Consider the following 25,362-nt stretch of genomic DNA (forward strand, 5'->3'; position numbering starts at 1 on the left):
TTATGAGCAAAGAAGTAGCAAGTAGAACCAAAGTAGCCCTTGTCTGGGATTTAGCGGGAAGTTTTTTCAGGCAGTTTGCCTCGCTGATTATATCAATAATACTGGCAAGGCTTCTTTCTCCCGAAGAATTTGGTGTTATCGGGATGTCTTTAGTCTTTGTTGGTATAACAGAGGTTTTTATTGATATTGGTTTTACGAGTGGGCTTATACAACAGCGCGATGTAAAAGATATAGCTTATTCCTCAATATTTTATGTTAACCTCGGGATAAGCATACTGCTCTCGCTACTTATAATGTTCTTTTCTCCTTATATTGCTGAATTCTATGAGGAGCCACAGGTAGGGTCGGTATTATTTTATCTTGCATTTATACCGCCCATTGCGGCGCTTGGCAGGATACAATCTACCATACTTACCAAAAATATGGATTTTCGCAGTTTAACAATGCGTAATATTTTTGCCACGGTGGCAGGTGGTATAGTGGGTGTTGCCGCGGCATTTATGGATTTTGGGGTTTACAGCCTTGTTGTACAGCAAATAACAGCAGCGGTAATGTCAACCTTTTTATTATGGTATGCCACAGGATGGAGGCCAAAGTTTGAATTTTCATTTAAAGAAGTCAAGGCTCTGTTAGGTTATTCGAGCTATGTGTTTTTTGATCAGGTTTTAAGGCAGATATTCAACAAGATAGATACTATATTTATTGGTAAGGCATTTTCTACCGCTACTTTAGGTTTCTATTCTCGGGCGGAATCATTAAAAGCTCAGATAGATACCTATACAAGTACCAGCCTTCGCAAGGTTATGTTTCCTGCATTTAGTGCATTACAACAAAACATTCAGGCATTTGAACGTGCTTATTTTAAGGCATTCAATACGGTAACGGGCTTAATTGCCTTGCTTGTAGCACCAATATACCTGCTTTCAGATAAAATTATTATCGGGCTTTTGGGCGAAAAGTGGGCACCCAGTATTATCTTTTTCCAGATATTACTGTTCACTACGTTAACAAGTCCGCATATCGGCATAATGGCACAGGCTGTACTGGCAAAGGGTTACTCAAGGCTAAAGTTTAAAATGGGCCTTGCACAAAGGCTTTTAAGGCTATCGCCCATACTTATGGGCTCTTTGTTTGGTATAGTAGAATTTGCAATAGCTGTGGTGGTGGCAAACACCATAGTATTTTTTGTATATACTTATATTGTACACAGGTCTTTACATTTAAGCTTTTATAAGCAGTTAAAGGGTTTTATTGTGCCAAATGTTATGCTGGCAGTGTTTGTGGTACTTTACCATTTTGTAAATGATTATGTGGATTCATGGATTTTAGCAGGATTATTTATAATATTTGACCTTGCATATTTAAAAATCATAAAGCATGAAAGTTTTGCCATGGTTATAGAAGGTTATAACATGGTAAAAAAGAGAATTTTAAAATTAAAACGCTAATATTATGGCATTATCTATATCTAAAACACGATTAAACGGACTTGTAAAAGTAAGTGGGGCGAAGAACAGTTCGCTGCGTCTTCTTGCAGCCTCTTTATTAACAGAAGAAACGGTGTTTCTTACCAATTTTCCTAATGGTTTGCTTGATGTAGAAATACACCTTAGGATGCTGGAAGCGTTAGGTAAAAAAGTAACATCTGCCGCCGATACGGTTTCAATAAGTGTTGGTGACGAAAAAATAAAAACCCAGTTGGTATGGGATGAAAGATCTATACGCAACACCCTTTTAATATTAGGCGCACTAACAGCAAGATATGGCGAGGGGAAAGTGCCATTGCCGGGTGGCTGTAAGCTTGGTGAAAGAAAGTATGACCTGCACGTAATGCTGCTTGAAAGGCTTGGTGCAGAAGTTTGGGAAGAGGGCGATTACCTATGTGCAAAAGCCAAAACGGGCAGGCTTAAAGGTAATGAAATCCATTTGCCCCTTCGCAGTACCGGCGCTACAGAAAATACCATAATTGCAGCATCACTTGCCGAAGGTAAAACGGTTCTGTATAACCCGCACATAAGGCCTGAGATTATGGACCTTATTGATATGCTTGGCAAAATGGGAGCAAAGATAAATGTTTACGGGCAAAAGTGTATAGAGATAGAAGGTGTAGAGCAGCTAACAGGCGTTAAGCATGCTGTTATACCCGATAATATGGAAGCACTAACATGGGCAATAGGCTCTGTTATTACAAATGGTGAGGTTGAAATAGAAAACTTTCCGTATGAGCACCTTGAAGTACCTTTGGTTTACCTAAGGGAAAGCGGTATGAAGTTTTACAGGGGTACCACAAGCCTTATTGTAAAAGGCGGAACTCCTTACCCTGTAGAAATAAGTACAGGCCCTTATCCGGGTATTAACTCTGATATGCAGCCGCTTTTTGCTGTTTACGGAGCTATGAGCAAAGGAGAAACAAAGATAGTGGATTTACGCTTTCCGGGTAGGTATGCCTATGCAGAAGAGCTTAACAAGCTGGGTGTAAACTCCCGCGTAGAAGGTGATATGCTTGTTATAGACGGTGGTAACCCTATAAAAGGAGGTACAGTAAGAGCTTTAGATTTAAGGGCAGGCATTGCACTGCTGCTTGCGGGAATGACATCTGATGAGCAGATAACAATTGAAGACGACTGGCAAATATACAGGGGTTATGAAAACCTTGCGCAAAAATTAGAGAACTTAAAGTAATTGTATTTTGGGACTCTTAGGCATTATAAATAAAGATTTAGAGCATTGCGGGGGTAAAAGCGTTCCTCGTAAAATGCTTACATTTTTCTTTAATGTATCCTTCAGGCTTACGCTTAATTACAGGCTGGGTTATTATCTTGCACGCAGGCGTAATATTGTAAACAATATACTAATACTGTTTCTTAAAAAAAAGCAGTTAACAAAATATGCCTGTGATATATCCTATGATGCGGTTATCGGTAAAAAAGTAAGCTTTCCGCATCCAACCGGTATTGTTATAGGGGTAGGCTCTGTGGTAGGTGATAATGTTATGATATGGCAAAATGTTACTCTTGGCAGTAAGGGTGCTGTAGAGAAAGCCTATCCTCACATTAAAAGCAATGTAAAAATATATAGTGCCGCACAAATTATTGGGGGCATTACTGTTGGCGAAAATGCTAAAATAGGCGCTTTCAGCCTTGTGCTTAAAGACGTTCCAGATAACTCAACAGCTGTGGGTATCCCGGCAAAAACAATATAATAATATGGTACCAGATTTTATATTAGGAGGCGCTATGAAGAGTGGAACTACCTTTCTTCATAATCTTTTAGAAAACCATCCGCAGATAAAGATTATAGACCGGAATATGGATCATGCATATTTTGATGATGACCGTATTTACCCTCGTGGCAAAGAGTGGTATATGAGCCTTTTTAACGGTGTTATGAAAGATAAGGAGCAGGGTAAAATTATTGGGCAAACATCTGCCGACTGTAATTTTAACCCCGGTAGTGTTAAGCGTATTATAGAGCATAACCCGGATACCAAGCTTATTTTTGTGTTAAGGCACCCTATAGAGCGTTCTTATTCACTCTACTGGCACCAGTACAGCATGGGGAGGGAATACAGGAAGTTTGAAGATGCCATTAAGATGGAGCCTAAACTGATAAAAAAATCATACCATCATTTTAAGCACTACTCATACCTGGAGCGCAGCAGGTATCACCAGCAGTTTGAAGAAATTGCAAAGCTATTGCCGTCGCAAAACCTGCTTATACTCGATTTTGATTCGCTTGTAAAAAATACCTTGCCCTCAATAAACATTGTTTTAGAGTTTTTAGGTGCTGAAAAGGTTAATGACCTTAAAGAACTTAATTATGAAGTTTTAAGGCGTAACCCGGCAAAAATACCTACAAACCATACTGTAGTACTTTTCTCTGCAGCATTGCATAAACTTGGGCTTATACGTGTTTCAAGGCGAATACTCAATATGTTCAGGAAAGAAATGAGGCCACCAAAAATTGATGATGCCATGCAGGCTAAGCTTGAGCAGGAACTTAAAAATGATATTGCTTTCTTTGATAAAGTGAAAAAAGATTTTCACGCAAAAATTAATCAAAACTAAAAATACCGCTATCGTGAGGACAGAACATAATTTTGATCTTACCAACTATAACAGCTATCGCATAAAGGCTAAATGCCGTACTGCCTATTTTCCTGAAAACGAAGATGATTTTGTTAAAATTTTTAAGAATGGAGAGGAGGACAAAATCATTATCGGAGGTGGCTATAATATTATACTGGCAAGTGACTATTATGATAAGGATTTTATAATTGTGGGCGAAACCTACTCTTCTGTACTTCTTGAAGAGCCTGGTGTTATAACCTGTGAGGCGGGAGCAAGTACTTTGCAGCTAAGCGAATTTGCATTGGAAAAGTCGTTAAGCGGTGCCGAAATATTTTTTGATATACCAAGTTCTATCGGTGGGGCTGTTGTTATGAATGCAGGGGCCAGTGGAGAGGAAATTAAGGATATACTTTTAAAAGTAAGGTATCTGGACCTGAAAGATATGACCGTTAAAGAAATCCTGAAAGATGATATCGGCTACCAGTACAGGAACAGTATCTTCCAGAAAGAAGGAGGCAAAATAGTGCTTAAGGCTTGGCTTGGGCTGCAACCCGGCAATGCGAAAGAAATTAAAAACAAGATGGAAACCGTAAAGGAAGCAAGATGGGCAAAGCAGCCTAAAGAATTTCCTAATGCAGGTAGTGTATTTAAAAGGCCACCCGGGCATTATGTAGGACCAATGATAGATGAACTACAGCTAAAAGGATACAGGATAGGCGGTGCCGAAGTATCTAAAAAACATGGAGGCTTTATAGTAAATGTAGATAACGCTACAGGGCAGGATATCATAGGCATTATAAAGCATGTGCAGCAAAAAGTAAAAGAGCGTTTTAACGTTGACCTTGAAATAGAGCAACGAATAATATAATATTATGAATATACTTTTTTTAGCATCTAATGACGGGGGCAATGGTGTAGGGGGGCATTATAATTCCCTTAACCAGGTTTGTAATGAAGTTGCGAAAGAACATAATACCAAAATTTTGACATTTGGCAGTGCCACCAGTCCTGTTTTAGCGCAAAACAAGCATTTTGGCGGGCATATACAAGCAGCTAAATCATTATCCGGGTTATTTAAGGTTAAGAACGAGCTAAAAAAAGTAGTAAAAGAATTTAATCCTGATATAGTTCACTGTTTTGATTCGCAGTCACTAAACAGGATTTTGCCGGTACCCTCGCTGTTTAATGTACCGGTAGTATTTAATAAATGCGGAGGTAAAAACCCATTAAAATCTAACTATCAGCATGCTGACAGTATAGTGGTATTCAGCCCTGAAAATAAGGAATGGTTCACTAAAAATCCTAATTACAACAAGGAAGATATTTTTTTGATACCCAATAGGGTTCAAAAACTTGAATTCATAGATGAGTCATCAAGAAAAGAACAAAAAAAGCAGGATAAAATTACCTTTGTCCGCATCAGCAGGCTTGGTGGTGCTTATGAAAAAACCCTTCTGGATACTTTTAACCTGGTTGCAAAGCTATCAGAAAAATATCCTGTAGAATTAATTGTTATAGGCAGGATACAGGACAGGGAAAGATTTGAAAAGCTGGTAAAGGCAGGAGAGGATAAAAACGTTCCTGTTACATATATAACGGATGATAGGGCTGTTAAAGGTTCAGACTTTTTGTATCTTGCCGATTTTGTTGTAGGCACAGGCCGCAGCTTTATGGAGGCAACATCATTAGGCATACCATCGCTCACACCGGTTCAGAATGCAGATTACCCGATGCTGGTAAACAGCAGGAACTTTCAGAATTATCTGAATACTAATTTTTCTGAACGTAACAGGGCAGATGATTATTCGTTGTCTTATAATATTAGTAATATTGAACAACTTATAGAAAGTAAGGAAAAGTATGCGCAGGCTAAAGACGAAACCCTTACAATATTTAAAGATTTTTTTGGAACAGAATCTATCCTGCCAAAATATAATGCGGTATATAAGTATGCTTTGCAAAACAGGAAGCCGCGTATGAGTTTAATTACCAGTAATTTGCAATATTTATTTAAATTTATATTGGGTAAATAAAAGTTTAGGATTGATACACGAAAAACAAGCAAAAGGATTATCAATAATCCTGTTATTTTTTTCACCGCTGATAGGCCTTTTTTCGGGCCTAAAGTACTTGTCGTGGGATAATAAGAAGGTCCTGATCGTATTATTCTTTATAATTTATGGTTCGTTAATGCAGTATGGTGAAGAAGCCGATGCTGCTGTTTATATGGAGATGCTCGATTTATATGAAGGCATGTCGCTATCAACCTTTTTACTTTGGTTAAAGCATATAATCGAACTAAACCCGCTCCCGGACTCCCCAAATGATGTATATGTACACTTTCTTTCCTTTATAATAAGCAGTATATTAGGCGTAAAGTTTTTGTTTTTTCCGGTAGTTGCAGCAATATATGGTTATTTTTATGCCAATGCACTTTCAAAAATACTTGTTTGGGACAAGAACAAAAAAATTGCCATTTCAGTAGTTTTTATAATAATACTGTTTATAATACACCGGAGTGTTACCAGTTTCCAAACGGTTCGCACCTGGACGGGGATGTGGGTAATGTTTAACGGTGTTTTGGGCTATGCCCAGACTAAGCAACGTAAATATATAATACTCATACTTGCCGCACCTCTTATACACTTTGCTTATTTTGTTATTGCGCTGCCCGTTGTACTGTCGTTATTTGCAAAGCGCATACCAACAATATTTATGTCAGTGCTTTATTTTTCTTCTTTCTTTATAACATTAAGCGGTAGTATAACAGAAAAGTTAGCCGGAGAAAGTTCTCTTGCAGATAAAAAAATTCACTCTTATTACAGGCAAAACCAGTATGGTGAGGCTATAGACCCGATTATGGAGAGGATGAAAACAGACAATTCTGTATGGTACACCAGGTATGGTAAAACAGATGCTGTATATTATGGCGGGCACGCATTTGCCCTTTTTATAATTTTAGGGGGTTTTTTCAGGTCTAAAATGACGAGTGCCGAAGCTGCTGTGTTTACCGCAGGCCTTCTTTTAGCAACCTTTGCCAACTTTGCTTCGTTCTCCTATGCTTTTTACAGCCGAACTATGGGTAATGCAGTTATCTATATATTAGCTGCAGCCTGTATGATGGCAATAAGGGGGGGGTATGATTACAGTAAACTTAATCCTCGGTTAATAAACTTATTTAAGTGGGTTTGCATATTAATTTTTGTTCCTAAAATTGTATATTTTGTTGCAGACTTTTTAATACGCACAAGTATTTTCGTTCTCGGTTTACCGTTTGTAGGCTGGTTTGCCGATTCTTTAAATGTATCAATAAGAGAGTTTATAGGGCAATTTCTTTAAATCAATTTTCATGGCAGTTTCTACAATTATTAAAAATATTTCGAATATACCGGGCTGGTCAAGCAAACGAAAAATAGTGATTTTTGAGAGCGACGACTGGGGCAGTGTGCGTATGTCTTCGGCTGAAGCATATCACTCATTAAAAACTGCCGGTTTAAATGTAGAAGAAGGCGCAGGTGGCAGGTATAATAAATATGACACCCTTGCCTCTGCAGAAGATTTGTCAATGCTGTATGAAGTATTAACTTCCGTAAAAGATAAAAATAACTCTGGAGCAAAAATAACAGCGATTAGCCTGACAGCTAATCCTGATTTTGAAAAGATAAAAGCGTCGGGCTACCAGCAGTACTTTTATGAACCTTTTACTACTACATTAGAAAGATATAATAAACAGGATGCTTTCAGGCTTTGGCAGGAAGGTTATAATGCGGGCATATTTGTGCCTGAATTTCACGGGCGCGAACACCTTAATGTTGCCGCATGGATGCGAGCTTTGCAGCAGGATGATAAAGAAGCGCTGCTGGCATTTGACAAAGGTGTGTGGGGATACAAACGCAAGCATGGCAAAATAGGCTTTCAGGCTGCATTTGACCTTGAATTTGCCGATGATATAGAGTTGCAGAAATCAATTGTGAGCGACGGGCTTGACCTGTTCGAAAAGCAACACGGGCGCAGGGCAAACTTCTTTGTACCGCCAAACGGCCCTTTCAACAACGCTCTTGAGCCTGTTGCAGCTTCAAAAGGCATACAGTTTATGTCAACTTCAAAAATCCAGAAAGAAGTACTTGGTGAAGGTAAATCAAAAAAGAACTTCAGGTATCTCGGCAAAAAGAACAAATACGGGCAAATCTATATAACCAGGAATGCCTTCTTTGAGCCGTCAGGTTCCGGGAAAAATGAGATAGATTCCTGCCTTGCAGAAATTGAGCTTGCTTTTAAATGGAAAAAGCCTGCTGTTATAAGCTCGCACAGGGTAAATTTTATTGGCGGACTGGATACAGCCAATCGCGATAACAGCCTTAAGCAGCTGAAGCAGCTACTGGATACCATAGTAAAAAAATGGCCTGATGTAGAGTTTATGACATCAACAGAATTGGGCTTAACTATCAGCGGAAAAAAATAATGATACAGGGTATTAAATCATATATTGGGCAAAAGCTGGTAAACCTGCAGGGTTGGAAAACCAATCGCAGGATTATTGTTATAGAAAGCGATGACTGGGGGGGTATTTCTATGCCGTCTAAAGATGCTTACAACAAATTGCTTAAAAGTGGTATAGATGTAGATAAAAACCCTTATTCTAAATATGATTCGCTTGCAAGTACAAGCGACTTCGAAATCCTTTTTGAAACGCTGTCAAAATATAAAGACAAAAATGGCAATTCTCCTGTAATAACAGCTAATACAAATGTAGCTAACCCTGAGTTCGAAAAAATAAAAGAATCGGGATTTGAGGAGTATTTTTACGAACCGTTTACAAAAACCCTTGAGAAGTACCCTGAGCATAAAAATGCTTTTGCTTTGTGGCAGCAGGGGATAGCCAATAAAATTTTTGTGCCGCAGTTTCACGGGCGTGAACACCTTAATCCGCTGCTTTGGCTCAATGAACTTAAAGAGGGCAAAAACCCGAAATTAAGATTAGCTTTTGATTTAGGCTGTTTTAACCTTTCTAAAGATGGTTTTCTGCAAAAGTCAAAAATATACAATACTGCTTTTTATCCGTATGATGAAGCACAGAGGCAAGCCATGTTTAAAGCAATACCTGTCGGGCTTAATTTATTTGAGGAGCAGCTTGGTTACAGGGCGGAGTCTTTTATCGCCACCGGATATTTCTGGAACAGTGAAATAGAAAAACTGCTAAGCGAAAACGGCATTACTTCACTACAGGGATTACCCATACAAAAAGAACCAAAAATTGGAGAGAAACACGGTAAAAAGCTTAACTATACAGGTAAGCATAATAAGCATGGACAGGTTTACCTGGTAAGGAATGCCTTTTTTGAACCCTCTTTAGAACAGGCAACAGATACTGTATCAGACTGCCTTAACAGGATACAGACGGCATTTGATAATAAAAAACCGGCTATACTTTCTGCGCACAGGTTAAATTTTATTGGATATATAGATGAGGCTAACCGTACAAAGAATATAGCGTTACTGAATGAATTGCTTGCCGGTATTGTAAAGAAATGGCCTGACGTAGAGTTTATGTCGTCTAACGAGCTTGCGCAAATTATAAATGCAAAGAAAAATGGCTGATAGAAAAGAAGCAGTGAAAACGGTTGTTCATGTTATGGGCTATGACTCAAAAAAGTTCGGTGGGTTGGAAAGGTACATACTTGACCTTGCCAAAGCTGCTGCACCTAAGGGAATAAAGATTGTTGTAATGTACAATCTTAAACCAAAGTCTGAAGAGTATCTGCAACAGCTAAAAGAAAATAATATAGAGTTATATGTTGCCAACGCACTAAAGCCTAAAGAATTTTTTAAGGTGTTCTATAAAGTGATGAAGCTGCATAAACCAGCCATAATACATTCACATTTTCAGCCTTTGTGGCCCGGCATATTTGGTTACATGCTTGGTTGTAAGCACCGTTGGAACACGATAAGGCTCATGTTGGTTGACGAAAACATAAAAGAGGCGGATAACATAAGCCAGCTTAAAAAATCTACGCGCATTTACAGGGCACTGATAAATAAGTTCAACACACGTTTTTTTGCTGTATCTAATGCGGTAAACAAGCAGTACACGGCTTTTTATCCGTCACATGCTCACAAATTTGAGGTCTTGCACAATGGTGGTAAGACAAATCCTTTCAGTAAAGAAGAGTCGCGTGAAAAACTCGGCTTTAGTAATGATACGTTATATATCTGCTGTATCGCTTTCGCCTCTAAAACAAAAGGTGTAGATATATTAATTGATGCAGTTAATGAGCTTACAAAAAAAGGCATAAACAAGCCGTTTAAGCTTTGCCTTATCGGGCTTATGGAAGGTGCGGAGATAACCAACCAATTAATGGACAGCATAAAAAAATATGGCCTTCAGGACAAGGTAATTAACTTTGGTATTATTAATAATGTACCCGAGGTTTTACCTGCAATGGACATTTTTGTACAGCCTTCACGGTCAGAAAGCCTTTCTAATTCTATAATAGAGGCAGGTTTTGCAGGCGTGCCCGCAATAGGATCTGATGTTGGGGGTATTCCTGAAGTCATTGTAAATAACGAAACCGGAATGCTTTTCCCTGTGGGGGATTTTAAAGAGCTTGCCAACAAGCTGGAAACGTTGTTAACAAATGATGGCTTAAGGCTGGAAATGGGTACAAAATCCCGTCAGCACAAAATTGACAACTTCCTGATGCAGGATAAAATTAATACGCTTATCAACTATTACATATCAGCAAAATAGCGGCAATGTCTCACAAATTAAAAATATGCTTTATAATACCTACGGTTAAATCTGGAGGTATCGAAACATACTTGTTGAGGTTCCTTAAATACCTTAATAATAGTATGGATGTTACCGTTTTAGTGCGCAATACTAATAAAGATGAACTGTTAGAGGCATATCAAAAAACGGGTGCCCGCATGGTTTTTCAGCCGCTGGGTAACTTCAATCCCTCTAAAATGATGTGGTATTACCGCTTCTTTAAAGAAAATGCCTTTGATGTTGTATGCGATTTTAATGCTAACTTTGCAGGGCAAACCATGATGCTCAGCAAGCTGGCGGGTGTTAAAAAACGCATTACATTTTACAGGCAAAGCAGCCACCTTTTTGTTAACCCCACAAAGTTCAGGATTGCTTATTCAAACTTTTTAAACAGGCTGGTATATAAATACAGTACGAATATTTTTGCTAATTCGGCTACGGGCTTAAAGTTCTTTTTTAAAAATGAATACCCTGCCGACAAACGTTTTGAAGTTATTAAGAACGGAATTGAGCTTGAAGAATATATAAGCCCTGCACCTGAAAGTAAAGAGCAGCTTAGGCAGAAGCTGAACTTACCTGCTGATAAGTTTATAATAGGCCATACCGGACGTTTTACCGAGGCAAAAAACCATTATTTTTTGCTTGATGTAGCCAAAAGGCTTATTGATGCGGATAGTAATATATTTTTTGTACTGATAGGTAATGATACGGATAAGCTATTACCATACATCGAAAAAATAAAAATAAGTGATAATGTCCGGGTGTTAGGTTATAAAAGCAATATACCGGAGTATCTCAAGGCTTTTGATATGTATTTCTTCCCTTCGGTTACAGAAGGGCAGCCCAATGCCTTAATAGAGGCTATGGTTACAGGCCTGCCGGTACTTACATCTGATATTGCGGCAATTGCAGAATGCCTGCCACAGGAAGGCCGCCATTGCCTTATAGACCCTTATGATGTAGCGGCTACAGCACAAAAATTTACTGAATTAAGGAACGACAGTACTGCATATATTTTTAAGGAATATGCTGTAAGTAATTTTGATTCGGGTATCCAGTTTAAAAATTTTAAAGATAAATTATCAGGTTAGTAGTATGAGAAAAGTTTTATTTGTTCACGATGGCCCTATGCTATGCAATCTTGATAAGACAGTGTTTTATGGTGTTCACTATAAAGATGAAATTGTAGAAAGGTATAGTTTTTTTGGAGATGTTGTAAGCTTCCTTATGAGGTATAAGACCATTCCGGATTCAGAAGGTGAAAAATATTCACGAATATCACATCCTGCTTTTAACGCTATTGAAGTTCCTGATTACAAGTCTATTCAGTCCAGATTTAAAAAAGGTGAGGCTGAAAAGATTATTGAAAAAGCTGTAGCAGAACATGATATAATACTATTGCGCCTGCCAAGCGCAAATGGTGTTATTGCTCAAAAATATGCACGTAAATATAATAAGCCTGTTTTTGTTGAGGTTGTTGCCTGTGTATTTGATGCGCTCTGGAATTATGACTGGAGGGGTAAACTTATTGCACATTATAAAATGTGGAAATATAAACAGCATATAAAAGATTCAGAACATGTTTTATATGTAACTAAAGATTTTTTACAGGGAAGATACCCTACAAAAGGTAAATCTATAGGTTGTTCGGATGTAATTTTAAAACATTTTGATGATTCTATCCTTGAAAAACGCCTTGTAAAGCAAACTTTAGAAGAGCCTGTTATTACATTAGGCACAGTTGCAGCCATTGATGTGCCTTATAAAGGACAGGCAGATGTTATTAAAGCCTTGTATTTATTAAAACAAAAGGGCAAAACCAATTATATCTATAAAATTGTTGGGCAGGGAAAACCTGATTTATTACAAAACCTGATTGATAAATATGAACTTAATGATCAGGTAGAAATTCTGGGCTCATTACCGCATGATAAAGTATTTGACTTTCTTGATTCGCTTTCGCTATACATACAGCCCAGCAAGCAGGAGGGCTTACCCCGTTCTGTAATTGAGGCAATAAGCAGGGCGTGCCCTGTACTGGCTACCAATATTGCAGGGAATCCTGAGCTTGTAGACCCTGATGCATTGTATAAGGCAGGTGACATAAAAAAATTAGTAAGTTTGCTGTCTGATTATGATAATCTTCCTTTGGAAAAGTGGGCTACAAACAATTTTGAAAGGGCGCATAACTTCACCGCTGAAAAGCTAACCAGCCAAAGGCTGAATTTTTATATGAAATTTTTAAAAGATAACAATATTGAATAAAGAACTACTTAATGCACAAATTACCTAATCTATATTTTTTACGCTTTTTTTTAGCAATTACCGTTGTAATTTATCATTTGCCTATTACGAGTAGAAGAATAGGCGTACCTGAGTTTGACGATATATCATTTATCCACAAAGGGGGAGTTGCCGTATTTTACTTTTTTTCATTATCAGGATTTTTGATTATCCGCAATTTATATTTAGAATACAAGCGAACGGAAACAATTGACCTGAAAAAGTTCTTTGGGAGGCGTATAGGCAGGCTTTGGCCGGTTTACTATCTTGTTATTGTGCTGGGGCTTTTTATACAGCAAGTTTTAATACCGTTGTTAGGTGTTGGGTATCAATTAGATTATAGTGTTAAAGAGCTTTTGCTGTATTATGTTTTTTTTCTTCCTAATGTGTTCAATGACATGCACAAAGTGGGGGGAATTTTAAATATAACCTGGTCTATAGGTATAGAAGAGCAATTCTATTTATTATTTCCACTGATTTTTTTGATATTCAGAAAAAATATTAAGCTGGCACTATCCATATTGTTAGTTATTTTAATAAGTATATTATTTGTTTACAAGGCATTTTACAGGTACGAAAACTTTTATTTTTATTTTATACTTGCAGGCCTTTTTGCAATACTTGCCGAAGAAGGTAAATTGAATTTTATGAAAAGCAAATTGCTGAGGATAGTACTAATTGTATTATTTCTCGCATCATTTTTCACAGATATTTTTGTTTTTCGCGATGTCAGGTACACCCACATGGCAAATTTAATTATTTCGAACCTGCTTATTGTTTCGTTAGCTTATTATCCAATTATAGTGCTCGATAAGTTGAAATTAAACTACTTGGGCGAAATATCATACGGTATTTACATGTACCATATGATTGTAACAACATTTTATCTTTATGCTGTTAAGCAGTTTAATTTAGCAAAATATTTTGGAGAGGGTTTACTAATCGTAATCAACAATATAATCATAATTGCAGTTACACTTTTTGTATCTCATCTTTCATACAGGTATTTTGAAACATTATTCTACAAGAAAAGGCTGCGTATTCCATTTAAAGAAAAGTTTGCAAGAGTAGGCAGGATATTCAGCAGATAATAGCATACATTTAATAGAGCAGCAATATGCCCACTCTATTTACATTTTTATAAAATGCAGGTTGTAGCTGCACTGTTTTTTTTAACTAAGTTTGCTCTATGAAAAAAAAGGTACTTTTTACTGCTTCTATAGCAAAACATTTGCTAAGGTTTCATTTACCTTACCTGCAATGGTTTCAGGAGCAGGGATATGAAACCCATGTAGCTTGCGAAGGAGACGAAAAGGTGCCGTATGTTGATAAACAATGGAACGTTCCTTTTATCAGAAGCCCTTTTTCAGCAGGCCATATAAAGGCATACAAGAAATTAAAAGCGATAATTGACAGCGAAAAATATGCAATGGTTCACTGCCATACACCAATGGCAAGTATTGTAACCAGGTTAGCAGCAAAAGATGCAAGAAAAAAAGGGACTAAGGTTTTATATACCGCCCATGGTTTCCATTTTTATAAAGGTGCCTCTTTAATAAACTGGCTTACATACTATCCTGTAGAAATTCTTGCAAGTGCACAAGCTGACGCTATTATAACAATTAATAGCGAAGACTATAACAGGATAAAAGAAAAAGGGAGCAAAAAAACTGAATATTTCCTTATTCCCGGAATTGGTGTTTCAAAGAATAAGTTTTTCCCGGTAGAGAATGATGAAAAAACAAGATTAAGAGCAAACAAAGGGTTTAAACCCGAAGATGTTATAGCGGTTTATGCTGCGGAGTTTATACACAGAAAAAACCATCAGTTTTTAATTGAAGCTATTTCAAAGCATAAAGAAGAATTTCCTGATCTGAAACTACTTTTTTGCGGAAGAGGGGTTTTAAGTGAGAAGATGGAAGCATTTGTGCGCGAAAAGAATTTAGGATCTGTCATTTTATTTATGGGATTCAGGAATGATATTGATGAAATATTTAAAATGGCAGACATAGGGGTTTCTTCGAGCAGGCAGGAAGGGCTGGGGCTTAACCTTGTAGAAGAAATGATGTGCGAATTACCTATTTTAGCCACTGTTGACAGAGGCCATAAGGAAATTATAAGGCACGGTGTAAACGGGTATTTATTTGCACAGCAAAATGAATCAGAATTTATTAAATATTTAAAAGAACTTTATACTAACAAACAGCTTAGAAAAGATTTTGGTAAAGAGTCTGCAGCAATAGCGGAAAATTTTGAGGTAACAAATTCACTCGCTGTTATGGCTTCAATATATAAAAAGTTTCTATAATGATATACGCGGGATTTTTAAAACCACTTTCAGATTTTTTGATAGCCTTTGCGGTACTGCTTTTGGCATCGCCTGTTTTACTGGTGCTTATAATACTGCTAGCCATTTTTAACCAGGGCAGTATATTTTTCTTCCAGGACCGTCCGGGTAAGCATGGCAAGGTGTTCAGGGTAATAAAATTCAAAACCATGAACGACAGGAAAGATGCTAACGGCAACCTGTTGCCGGATGAGGTAAGGCTTACCAAAGTAGGCAAATTTATCCGTACCACCTCTTTAGACGAGCTTCCGCAGCTTATAAATGTGGTTAAGGGAGATATGAGCCTTGTTGGCCCAAGGCCGCTGCTTGTTAAATACCTGCCCCTGTATAATGCAAGGCAGGCGCGCCGCCATGAGGTAAAGCCCGGCATTACCGGATGGGCACAGGTAAACGGTAGGAATGCCATATCATGGGAGCAGAAATTTGAATATGATGTATATTATGTGGACAACCTCTCTTTTGCGTTAGATTTAAAAATTATATATTTAACAGTGCTTAAGGTTATAAAGCGCAGTGACATTAACACGCAGGGCGTGGCAACAACAATACCTTTTACAGGGACTAAAGAAAATAATACTTAAAAACATACCAATCATGGAAGAAAAATTTATTGATGCTCTTAAAGAAGCCCTTGAAATGGAAGATCAGGAAGTGAACTTTAGTGATAACTTCAGGGATTATGATACATGGGATTCGTTAAGCAGGCTATCGCTTATAGCTGTTTTAGACAGTGAGTTTGATGTACAGATAGAAGATGCTGAATTTGCAAAACTGGTAACAGTAGAAGATTTATATAACGCTGTTGCCGCTAAACAATAATAATAAACTATGGCTTTACTGGAGTTTAAAAATATCGGGATAAAAGGAATTGCCGCGGCAGTGCCCAAAACAGTTATAAATAACTATGAATATACCCGTTATTTTCCTGCCGAAGATGTAAAGGATATTGTAGATAAAGTGGGTATTTATGAAAGAAGGTTTGCGGATGAAGATACATGTGCGTCAGACCTTTGTTATCATGCTGCCGAAAAGCTTATCGAAGATATGCAGATAGACAGGAGCGAAATAGACCTTTTGGTGTTTGTATCGCAAACGGCAGATTACCGCATGCCCGCAACATCAATTATATTGCAGGACAGGCTGGGGCTCGGTAAAAACACCATAGCTTTTGATGTTAACCTGGGTTGCTCAGGGTTTGTTTACGGGCTATCCATTGTTTATAATTTTGTGCAGCAGCAGGGCATACGCAAGGCACTGCTTTTAGATGGCGAAACCCGTTCGCGTGTTTACAGCCCTAAAGACAGGAAAACTGCCTTTTTGTTTGGAGACGGCGGTATTGCTGCCCTTATAGAGAAAGACGAAGCCTTTGGCAAAAGCTGGTTCTCGTTGAATTCTGACGGCTCACGTTCTTCACTTATAAAAATGGATGCCGGGGGCTACAGGAATCCCAGCACACCCGAAACACTTAAAGAAAAAGTAGTTGATGAGCATGGCAACATCCGTACGGATGAGCACGGCTACATGAACGGTGCCGATGTGTTTAATTTTGTATTGGCAGAAGTGCCGAAGGACATAAAGAAAACTTTTGCTTATGCCGAAGCGGATATGAGCAGGCCTGACTTTTTTGTTTTCCACCAAGCAAACAGCTACATGAACGAATATTTACAGAAAAAATTAAAGCTGGATGCCGAAAAAGTACCTGCATCCGTAGGTAAGTTTGGCAATACCTCGTCGGTTTCCATACCGCTCACAATAGTATCAGAGCTGCAGGGCAGGCTTCAGGGCGAAAAAGAGCTGTTCTTGTGCGGCTTTGGTGTGGGCATGTCATGGGCATCTGCACTAATAAAAACCAATAACTGCCATGTTAGCGATATAGTAGAAATATGAACGAAGCAGTAAAAGCTTTTCAGCTTAATGGTAAAGTTATAGCAGTTACCGGTGCATCATCCGGTATTGGCAGGCAGATAGCAATAACCTGCAGTAAACTTGGCGCCACACTGGTGCTTTTTGGCAGGAACCGCGAAAGGTTACAGGAAACACTTGATCATACTGATGAGCCACAGCGCCATTTAATTTTTGATCTTGATATAAACGACTCAGGGCTTGTTGCCGATGCAATAAAGCAGGCTGTTGCGCAAAAAGGTGCATTCAGCGGGCTTGTTAACTGTGCAGGCGTATCGCCAACCATGCCGCTCCGCGCTACAACCGAAGCTAAAATGCAGGAAGTTTTTAATACAAATGTTATTGCAGCCATGAGCTTAACAAAAGCAATATGTAAAGCTTCTAACAGTAGTCCTGATGGTGCCAGCGTGGTGTTTGTAGCCTCTGTAATGGGCACTGTGGGCGAAATGGGCAAATCGTTATATGGCATGAGCAAAGGTGCTCTTATTGCCGGGGCAAAGTCGCTGGCTGTAGAGTATGCCTCAAAAAACATCCGTTTCAATACCATATCGCCGGGTGTAGTGGTAACGCCTATGTCTATGTCTTCAGAATATAGTAAGGATGAGCAAAAGCTGCAGTTCGTAACCGGGCTGCACCCGCTTGGGCTTGGCAAACCCGAAGATATAGCTAACGGTGCTGCTTTCTTACTTTCTGATGCCTCGCGCTGGATTACCGGAACCGACATTATAATAGATGGCGGTTACACAGCAAAATAGCAAATAAACCAACCTTATCAACCCAATGGAAAAATACATAATTATAGGTGCCGGAGGCCATGCAGCCGAGATAGACGAATATCTTGCACATGCCAATATGCTTTCAGGTACTTCTAAATATTCAGTTTGCGGATTCATAGATGATAATGCGGCAGGTTATAATACCTATGCGTTTTCGGCGCCATACCTGGGCACTATAAAAGATCATGTTATAGATAATTCCTCTTTTTATATAATGGGTATTGCCAATCTTGCTTTCCGTAAAGCCATTACCGAAGACTTTCTTGCAAAAGGCGCTGTGTTTAAAACCTTTATACATCCGTTAGCGTATGTATCACCATCGGCAAGAATAGGCGAGGGGGTTGTTATAGCTCCTTATGTTAATGTAGGGCCTAATGTGGTGGTGGGTAATTATACACTTATCAATTCAAGGGCAAGCATGGGGCACGATACCAGGATAGGCAATTACAACTTTATCAGCCCTAATGTGTGCTTTTCAGGATTTACTACAATTGGAGATGAAAATCTTTTTGGCATAAACTCGGCATCTATACCTAAGATAACTATTGGCAGCCGAAATAAAATTGCGGCAGGGATGATTATAGAGCGTGATATTGAAGACGATACCACTTACTTTCACAGGTTTAAGGAAAAGGTTCTGGCCATACCTAAAGTTTAGATAACATAAAACCCTTATAAATTACTTAAAATTTAAATAGCCTGTTAAAAACGTTTCACTAAAACCGCTACTTTTGCGGCTTAAACAAACCTTACCACATTATCATGGAAAAAAGCAAAATATGGCTCTCTTCACCACACATGGGGGGTAATGAGCAGGGATACATTAAAGAAGCGTTTGATACTAACTGGGTAGCGCCATTAGGGCCTAACGTAAATGGTTTTGAACAGGATCTTGAAAAATATCTTAATGCTGATATTCATGTTTCCGCTTTAAGTTCCGGTACTGCAGCACTTCATCTGAGCCTTGTTATGCTTGGTGTGGGTGCAGGTGATGAGGTTATATGCCAGAGCATGACGTTTTCTGCAAGTGCAAATCCTATAGCATATCAGGGGGCTACTCCGGTTTTTGTTGACAGTGAACCTGAAACATGGAATATATGCCCGGTAGCACTTGAAGAAGCTATAAAAGACCGTATGGAAAAAGGCAAAAAGCCGAAAGCCATTATAGCAGTGCATTTGTATGGTATGCCGTTTAAGGCAGACGAAATTACAGCAATAGCTGATAAATATGAAATTCCTTTGGTAGAAGACAGCGCCGAGGCACTTGGCAGTACTTATAAAGGCAAAAAATGCGGTACGTTTGGCGAGTATGGGGTACTTTCGTTTAACGGGAACAAAATTATTACTACTTCCGGCGGGGGTGCACTGGTTACCAAAAGCAAAGAGAAGAAAGATAAAACAGTTTTTTTATCTACACAGGCAAGAGATAATGCTCCGCATTACCAGCACAGCGAAATAGGTTATAACTACCGTATGAGCAATATATGTGCAGGTATTGGGCGCGGACAGATGGAGGTGCTTGACAGCCATATAGAAAAGCGCAGGGCAATGAACCATTTTTACCGTGATTTATTTAAGGATACAGATGCGGTTACTGTGCTTACAGAGCCTAATGATGATTATTTTTCCAATCACTGGCTTACGGCTGTTACTATAGACCCGCAAAAAAACGGTGGCAAGACACGAGAAGATTTGCGACTTGCTCTTGAGACTGAAAATATAGAATCAAGGCCGCTGTGGAAACCCATGCACATGCAGCCCGTTTTTGAGAAATATCCGTATTATGGCGGAAAGGTTTGCGAACAGTTATTTGAAAACGGACTTTGCCTGCCATCAGGTTCTAATTTAAACGATGACGAACGTTTGAGGATTAAAAATGCAATTGCACGATATTTATAATGATTTTAAGGGCTTTATGTTAAAAAAGTTATAAATTTGTTTCGAAGGGGGGCTTGATAGATGATTAAGTTAAAATTGAAGAAGTAGTGGAGAAAAAAGTTAAAAAGAATGTTGCTGATGCAATTGATTATGCGTTAGACAGCACTAAGCTCTGGCATACTTTTCATAACCTGGGCTACCTGCCAAGATGGATAATTTTCCTCCTTGATTTATTTGTTGTGTCTGTAACTGCCCTTATAAGTTACCTGCTTATATACCGCACAGGCGAAATATATATTAAGCATCACCTGCTTAGCATAAGCGTACCTGCCTATTTGTTTATAAGTGTACTAACCTTTCGCGTTTTCAGGACATATTCAGGTATTATAAGGCACTCTTCCTATATAGATGCGGTTAAAATCTTTTTTTCGCAATTTACAACAGCATTCCTGTTACTGGCACTAAACAGCTTTTATAAATCAGTAACAGGAGATCTACTTTTCCTGAATATTGGTATTCTCATTAATGCTGTTTTCTCTTTTAGTTGCCTTTTCCTGTACAGGGTTCTTGTAAAGCAGTTTTTTGAGAATTACCTTAACCAGTCTAAAAAACTTCAGTTAACCCGTGCCATTATATACGGTACCGATGCAAATGCGATTGCGGTGGCCAACGCGCTAAAATCGGAAGTGCCTGCAAGGTTTAAACTGGTTGGCTTTATAGATAAGTACAGCCAGAACAAATCTAAAATGATTCTTGGGCTGCCTATATTGCAGCACAAAAAGAAAACATCTACCCTTATGCGCGTTTTTAATGCGCAGGCTTTAATACTTGCAGATAAAAGCCTTACTAAAGACGAAAAGCTTGCCATTGTAGATGAATGCCTTGATTTTAACTATAAAGTTTATACTGTTCCGTTGGTATCTGACTGGGAAGACCAGAAAGAAATTTCGAAGAAGATTAAAAACTTCCAGATACAGGATTTACTGGAGCGTAAGCCTATAGTACTTGATAACTATTCCATATCGTCACAATTAAAAGGGAAAAGGGTACTTATAACGGGCGCTGCAGGCTCTATAGGCAGCGAAATTGTGCGCCAGGTTATACAGTTTAATCCACAATGCGTTATTATGCTCGACCAGGCTGAAACACCACTGCACCACCTGAGCCTCGAGATAAGCAAAATAGAATCTAAAAGTGAACTTGTAACTGTTATTTCTGATGTCAGGAACAGGACACAGGCAGAACAGGTGTTTAAAAAATATAAGCCGCATGTGGTATATCATGCCGCTGCTTACAAACATGTGCCCCTTATGGAGCAAAACCCGTCTCAGGCAATATTTGTAAATGTATTAGGTACTAAAAATATAGCGGACCTTTCCTGCGAGTATGGAGCCGATAGCTTTGTAATGGTATCTACTGATAAGGCGGTTAACCCAAGTAATGTTATGGGGGCAAGCAAACGTATAGCCGAGAAATATGTACAGGCGCTCCATAATAAATTTATTGCTGAAAATGCCACAGGCCCTAAGTTTATTACTACACGCTTTGGTAATGTTTTAGGTTCTAACGGTTCTGTTGTTCCGTTGTTTACCAAACAGATAGAAAATGGAGGCCCCATAACACTAACGCACCCTGATATTATAAGATATTTTATGACTATACCGGAAGCCTGCCAGCTTGTGCTTGAAGCAGGGGCTATGGGTAAAGGCGGCGAAATCTATATATTTGATATGGGCAAGCCGGTTAAAATTATAGACCTTGCCAAAAAAATGATTCGCCTTGCAGGTTTTGTACCTGATAAAGACATTGATATAAAAATTGTTGGTTTAAGGCCGGGAGAAAAGCTGTATGAGGAGCTTTTAAACGACAAATCGAAAACACTGCCAACCCACCATGACAAAATAATGATTGCCGAGGAGGAGTATGATGACTTTAACCAGTTGCGTTACCTTACTGACAGCCTTATAGAGAGTGCCTACACATTTAATAATGAAGATGTGGTAATGCAAATGAAAATGATTGTGCCTGAATTTAAAAGCATGAATTCAACCTTTGAGGCTTTGGATAAGGATATCGTTAAGAAATGATGTTTTTTTATTAAGTAGTACATTTAGTAGGTATAAAAAATTATCTTTGCCACAAAATCAGGATTAAATTCCCAGTTAAACTTAACTTTTCATGATAAAGAGGATTTTAGCGTTATTTTCAATATTGTTTTTAATCACTTCATGTGTTTCAAATAAAAAGATTGTTTATCTGAGTGAGAGCAATGCAGACAGTGAAACTATAAATGCGGTAAACTACGCTAATGTACTGCAACCGGATGATAATCTTGTAATTACTGTTACAGCCGACGAACCCGAACTGGCTGCCCCCTTTAACTTACTGTATCTGAATTCACAAAGTAGCCAGGTAAACAGCGGGGTTAATAACGATGTTTTAATCAGTTATCTTATAGATTCTAAAGGCGAGATCGATTTTGCAGGTTTAGGCAAAGTAAAGCTTGCCGGGCTTACCCGGGTTGAGGCTGAAGAGAAAATAAGGAAATTGCTTGAAAAGCAGATTACCAACCCAAGTGTAAACTTAAGGGTGATAAATTTTAAAGTATCTGTTATAGGAGAGGTAAACCGCCCCGGGCCAGTGAATGTGGTAGGTGACAGGTTAACATTACTTGAAGCATTAAGTAGCGCCGGCGATATGACTATTTATGGAAAAAGGAAGGAAATAATGGTTGTTCGAGACAAAGACGGCGTTGTTACACTTAATACAGTAGATATTACAAGTGCTGATTTTATTAAGAGTGAGTTCTTTTACCTGGACCATAATGATGTGGTATATGTTAAGCCTAATAAAACAAGGGTAAATTCGTCAATGATCGGGCCTAACCTGACTGTAGGTATATCTGCAATTTCACTTATAGTTACAATAATTGCCTTAAGCACAAGATAAAATGCAAATAGAGGAAAAAATCAATCAGGAATCTCAGTTTGACCTTAAACGTTCTATATATACCTACCTTTCAAAATGGCCCTGGTTTATTGTGGGCGTATTGGTGTGTTTGTCATTTGCCTTTGTTTATTTAAGGTATACCATACCCAGCTATAGCGCCTCTGCTATGATACTTGTAAAAGATGATAAAAAAGGAGGTATGGTTTCTGAACTTGCAGCACTTAGCGAGGTTGACCTTATGGGTAATATTAAAAGTACTGTTGATAATGAGATTGAAATAATTAAATCGCGTACAATAGCAGAATCGGCAGTAAGAGATCTTAACCTCAATGTAAAATATAAGCGTGAGGGCAGGGTAAAAACTGTAGATTTATATACCAGCTCGCCTATAAGTGTTATACTTGCCGATAAAAATGCAGTTAAATCAAGCCACAAGTATAAAGTAGAATATACCGGCGGAAATAATTATTCACTTCTTGATGACGAAGAAAATAAAATTGGCAGCTACAAATTTGGTGAGACTGTAAAGCATAAGAATATCACTTTCACTGTAATCAATAAAGCGGAAGATAACCCAAAGTTTAAAATATCAGTAAACATTGAACCATTATCTTCTGTAACTTCAACATTTAAATCAAAACTTAATGTAAAGCTGATAAGTGATCGTACAAGTGTTGTTCAGCTTTCAATTATAGATCCTGTTAAAGCAAGGGCAGAAGACTTTTTGAATAAGGTTATAGCGAATTATAATAAAGATGCGGTAGAAGACAAAAGCCAGGTTTTTAAAAATACTGCTGAGTTTGTTGACGAAAGGCTCAAGATAATATCTGCTGAGCTTGGTGATGTGGAAAAAGAGGGTGAACAATATAAAATAAAGAACAGGGTTACTGATATTACATCTGAAGGTGGCTTATTTCTCGAAAATGCATCAGAGTTTCAAAAAGCGCTTATTGAAACTGAAACACAGTTAAGTGTTGCTGAATCCTTAATCAATTATGTTAAGAGTTCATCTAATACAGATTTAATCCCAAGTAATGTATTATCATCTACAGCGGTAGATCCGAGCCTTACCCCTTCACTAATTGCTGAATATAACAGTTTGGTTTTAAAGCGTAACCGATGGGCCAGTGCCGGTGCAACTGAAGAAAATGTCAGGCTGCAGAAAGCCGACGCACAATTAGAGTCTTTAAAAGAGAACGTTCTTGCAAACCTCGGACGTTTAAAGAACACGCTCCTGATTAAAAAAAGGGATTTGTCTGCGCAGCAAAGAAGACTTGATTCAAAAATTGCTGAAATACCAACACAGGAAAGGGAATATAAGTCTATAGCACGCCAGCAAAATTTAAAGGAAGCCCTATTTGTTTATCTTTTACAAAAAAGGGAAGAAACCGCGATAGCTCTTGCTTCTACTGCTCCCAATGCCAAGATTATAGACCCTGCACTCGCATCTAACATACCGGTTTCGCCAAGAAGGAACATTATACTTATGGCAGCATTTTTAATCGGCCTTATTCTGCCCTTCAGTATCATTTACATTAAAGATTTGCTGGATACTAAAATACATACAGCTAATGATTTAAGGCATTTAACCATTCCTTATCTGGGAGATGTGTCAAGTACTGATAACAGTAGTGAACTGATAAGCCTGAACAGCAGGTCTAATACTGCTGAATCTTTAAGGATTGTGAGGACTAACCTCGAATTTATTCTCGGACAGTTGCCAAAGGGCATTGCAAAAACAATTTTTATAACCTCTACAATACCAAAAGAAGGTAAAACCTTTATCTCTGTAAATCTTGCTGCAACAATAGCATTGTCGGGTAAAAAAGTTATCCTTTTGGGTATGGATATCCGTAATCCTAAACTTGATGAATACCTTGATTTACCGGCTAAAGGTTTAAGTAACTATCTTTCTACAAACGACACTACACTTGATAACTATATTATTAGTGTTCCGGGCTTTGAAAACTTTGATGTACTGCCTCCAGGCATAATACCACCCAACCCTGCAGAGCTTTTAATGAGCGACAAAGTTGCCGATATGTTTGCCGAGCTTAAAAAAGAATATGATTATGTAGTTGTGGATACAGCACCAGTTAGCCTGGTAACTGATACAGTTGTTATTGCTAAGTTTGCAGACTCTGTTGTTTATGTGGCAAGGGCTAACCACCTTGACAAACAGATGCTGGCTGTACCTGAAACGTTATACAGGGAAAAGAAACTGCCTAATATGGCTATTGTACTTAACGATACCGATCATAAAAAAGGCTACGGCTACGGATATGGTTATGGCTACGGTTACGGTTACGGCTATGGCTACGGCCCCGAAATTAAAAAGAGAAGCTTTTTTGATAAGTTATTCGGGCGCAACAAAGATTAGACGCTCGT

Annotated in this window: 23 protein-coding genes; all 23 read left to right on the forward strand. The window is 38.4% G+C overall.

What is annotated here, in order from left to right:
* Positions 1-2 precede the first annotated feature (2 nt).
* The 23 genes from KJK34_RS06590 (at position 3) to KJK34_RS06700 (ending at position 25,354) form a co-directional block, all read left to right on the forward strand.
* A complete protein-coding gene (locus KJK34_RS06590) occupies positions 3-1,448 on the forward strand; it encodes a lipopolysaccharide biosynthesis protein (protein ID WP_223053064.1) in 1,446 nt (481 codons plus the stop codon).
* A 4-nt stretch (positions 1,449-1,452) separates the two neighbouring features.
* Entirely contained in the window at positions 1,453-2,682 is a 1,230-nt protein-coding gene (locus KJK34_RS06595; protein WP_236937602.1) for a UDP-N-acetylglucosamine 1-carboxyvinyltransferase, read from the forward strand.
* Positions 2,683-2,689: 7 nt separating this feature from the next.
* Positions 2,690-3,202, forward strand: coding sequence for a serine O-acetyltransferase (locus KJK34_RS06600; protein WP_223053065.1), 513 nt, complete (start codon positions 2,690-2,692; stop codon positions 3,200-3,202).
* A gap of 4 nt (positions 3,203-3,206) precedes the next feature.
* Positions 3,207-4,067 carry a sulfotransferase family protein gene (locus KJK34_RS06605; RefSeq protein WP_223053066.1) on the forward strand — a complete coding sequence of 287 codons (861 nt, stop codon included), beginning with the start codon at positions 3,207-3,209 and terminating at the stop codon, positions 4,065-4,067.
* A 13-nt stretch (positions 4,068-4,080) separates the two neighbouring features.
* Entirely contained in the window at positions 4,081-4,938 is an 858-nt protein-coding gene (gene murB, locus KJK34_RS06610) for a UDP-N-acetylmuramate dehydrogenase (protein WP_223053067.1), read from the forward strand.
* 4 nt (positions 4,939-4,942) lie between these two features.
* A complete protein-coding gene (locus tag KJK34_RS06615; protein WP_223053068.1) occupies positions 4,943-6,103 on the forward strand; it encodes a glycosyltransferase family protein in 1,161 nt (386 codons plus the stop codon).
* Between the two features lie 10 nt (positions 6,104-6,113).
* Entirely contained in the window at positions 6,114-7,409 is a 1,296-nt protein-coding gene (locus tag KJK34_RS06620) for a hypothetical protein (protein ID WP_223053069.1), read from the forward strand.
* A gap of 10 nt (positions 7,410-7,419) precedes the next feature.
* Positions 7,420-8,532: a polysaccharide (de)acetylase gene (locus tag KJK34_RS06625; protein WP_223053070.1), complete on the forward strand. Its 1,113-nt coding sequence runs from the start codon at positions 7,420-7,422 to the stop codon at positions 8,530-8,532.
* A complete protein-coding gene (locus tag KJK34_RS06630) occupies positions 8,532-9,668 on the forward strand; it encodes a polysaccharide (de)acetylase (protein WP_223053071.1) in 1,137 nt (378 codons plus the stop codon). The genes KJK34_RS06625 and KJK34_RS06630 overlap by 1 nt, the downstream gene beginning before the upstream one ends.
* Positions 9,661-10,818 carry a glycosyltransferase family 4 protein gene (locus KJK34_RS06635; protein ID WP_223053072.1) on the forward strand — a complete coding sequence of 386 codons (1,158 nt, stop codon included), beginning with the start codon at positions 9,661-9,663 and terminating at the stop codon, positions 10,816-10,818. The genes KJK34_RS06630 and KJK34_RS06635 overlap by 8 nt, the downstream gene beginning before the upstream one ends.
* 5 nt (positions 10,819-10,823) lie before the next feature.
* Complete coding sequence (locus tag KJK34_RS06640; protein ID WP_223053073.1) at positions 10,824-11,930, forward strand: glycosyltransferase; 1,107 nt, start codon at positions 10,824-10,826, stop codon at positions 11,928-11,930.
* 4 nt (positions 11,931-11,934) lie between these two features.
* Positions 11,935-13,104, forward strand: a complete 1,170-nt coding sequence (locus KJK34_RS06645) for a glycosyltransferase family 4 protein (RefSeq protein ID WP_223053074.1) — start codon at positions 11,935-11,937, stop codon at positions 13,102-13,104.
* A gap of 11 nt (positions 13,105-13,115) precedes the next feature.
* Positions 13,116-14,213 carry an acyltransferase family protein gene (locus KJK34_RS06650; RefSeq protein ID WP_223053075.1) on the forward strand — a complete coding sequence of 366 codons (1,098 nt, stop codon included), beginning with the start codon at positions 13,116-13,118 and terminating at the stop codon, positions 14,211-14,213.
* A 98-nt stretch (positions 14,214-14,311) separates the two neighbouring features.
* Positions 14,312-15,430 carry a glycosyltransferase family 4 protein gene (locus KJK34_RS06655; protein ID WP_223053076.1) on the forward strand — a complete coding sequence of 373 codons (1,119 nt, stop codon included), beginning with the start codon at positions 14,312-14,314 and terminating at the stop codon, positions 15,428-15,430.
* 2 nt (positions 15,431-15,432) lie between these two features.
* Positions 15,433-16,050 (forward strand): sugar transferase, encoded by a 618-nt coding sequence (locus tag KJK34_RS06660; protein ID WP_223053211.1) that lies wholly within the window; start codon positions 15,433-15,435, stop codon positions 16,048-16,050.
* A gap of 13 nt (positions 16,051-16,063) precedes the next feature.
* Entirely contained in the window at positions 16,064-16,288 is a 225-nt protein-coding gene (locus KJK34_RS06665; RefSeq protein WP_223053077.1) for an acyl carrier protein, read from the forward strand.
* Between the two features lie 9 nt (positions 16,289-16,297).
* Positions 16,298-17,356, forward strand: coding sequence for a ketoacyl-ACP synthase III (locus KJK34_RS06670; protein WP_223053078.1), 1,059 nt, complete (start codon positions 16,298-16,300; stop codon positions 17,354-17,356).
* Complete coding sequence (locus KJK34_RS06675) at positions 17,353-18,126, forward strand: SDR family NAD(P)-dependent oxidoreductase (protein ID WP_223053079.1); 774 nt, start codon at positions 17,353-17,355, stop codon at positions 18,124-18,126. The genes KJK34_RS06670 and KJK34_RS06675 overlap by 4 nt, the downstream gene beginning before the upstream one ends.
* A gap of 25 nt (positions 18,127-18,151) precedes the next feature.
* Positions 18,152-18,805, forward strand: coding sequence for an acetyltransferase (locus KJK34_RS06680; protein ID WP_223053080.1), 654 nt, complete (start codon positions 18,152-18,154; stop codon positions 18,803-18,805).
* 104 nt (positions 18,806-18,909) lie between these two features.
* Positions 18,910-20,046 (forward strand): DegT/DnrJ/EryC1/StrS family aminotransferase, encoded by a 1,137-nt coding sequence (locus KJK34_RS06685; RefSeq protein ID WP_223053081.1) that lies wholly within the window; start codon positions 18,910-18,912, stop codon positions 20,044-20,046.
* Positions 20,047-20,132: 86 nt separating this feature from the next.
* Positions 20,133-22,112: a polysaccharide biosynthesis protein gene (locus tag KJK34_RS06690; protein WP_317196870.1), complete on the forward strand. Its 1,980-nt coding sequence runs from the start codon at positions 20,133-20,135 to the stop codon at positions 22,110-22,112.
* Positions 22,113-22,203: 91 nt separating this feature from the next.
* On the forward strand, positions 22,204-22,974 hold the full coding sequence (locus tag KJK34_RS06695; RefSeq protein WP_223053082.1) for a polysaccharide biosynthesis/export family protein: 771 nt from the start codon (positions 22,204-22,206) through the stop codon (positions 22,972-22,974).
* A gap of 1 nt (position 22,975) precedes the next feature.
* Entirely contained in the window at positions 22,976-25,354 is a 2,379-nt protein-coding gene (locus KJK34_RS06700) for a GumC family protein (protein WP_223053083.1), read from the forward strand.
* Positions 25,355-25,362 lie beyond the last annotated feature (8 nt).

It is taken from the genome of Flavobacterium coralii (genome assembly GCF_019891545.1).
GTDB classification, from domain to species: domain Bacteria; phylum Bacteroidota; class Bacteroidia; order Flavobacteriales; family Flavobacteriaceae; genus Flavobacterium; species Flavobacterium coralii.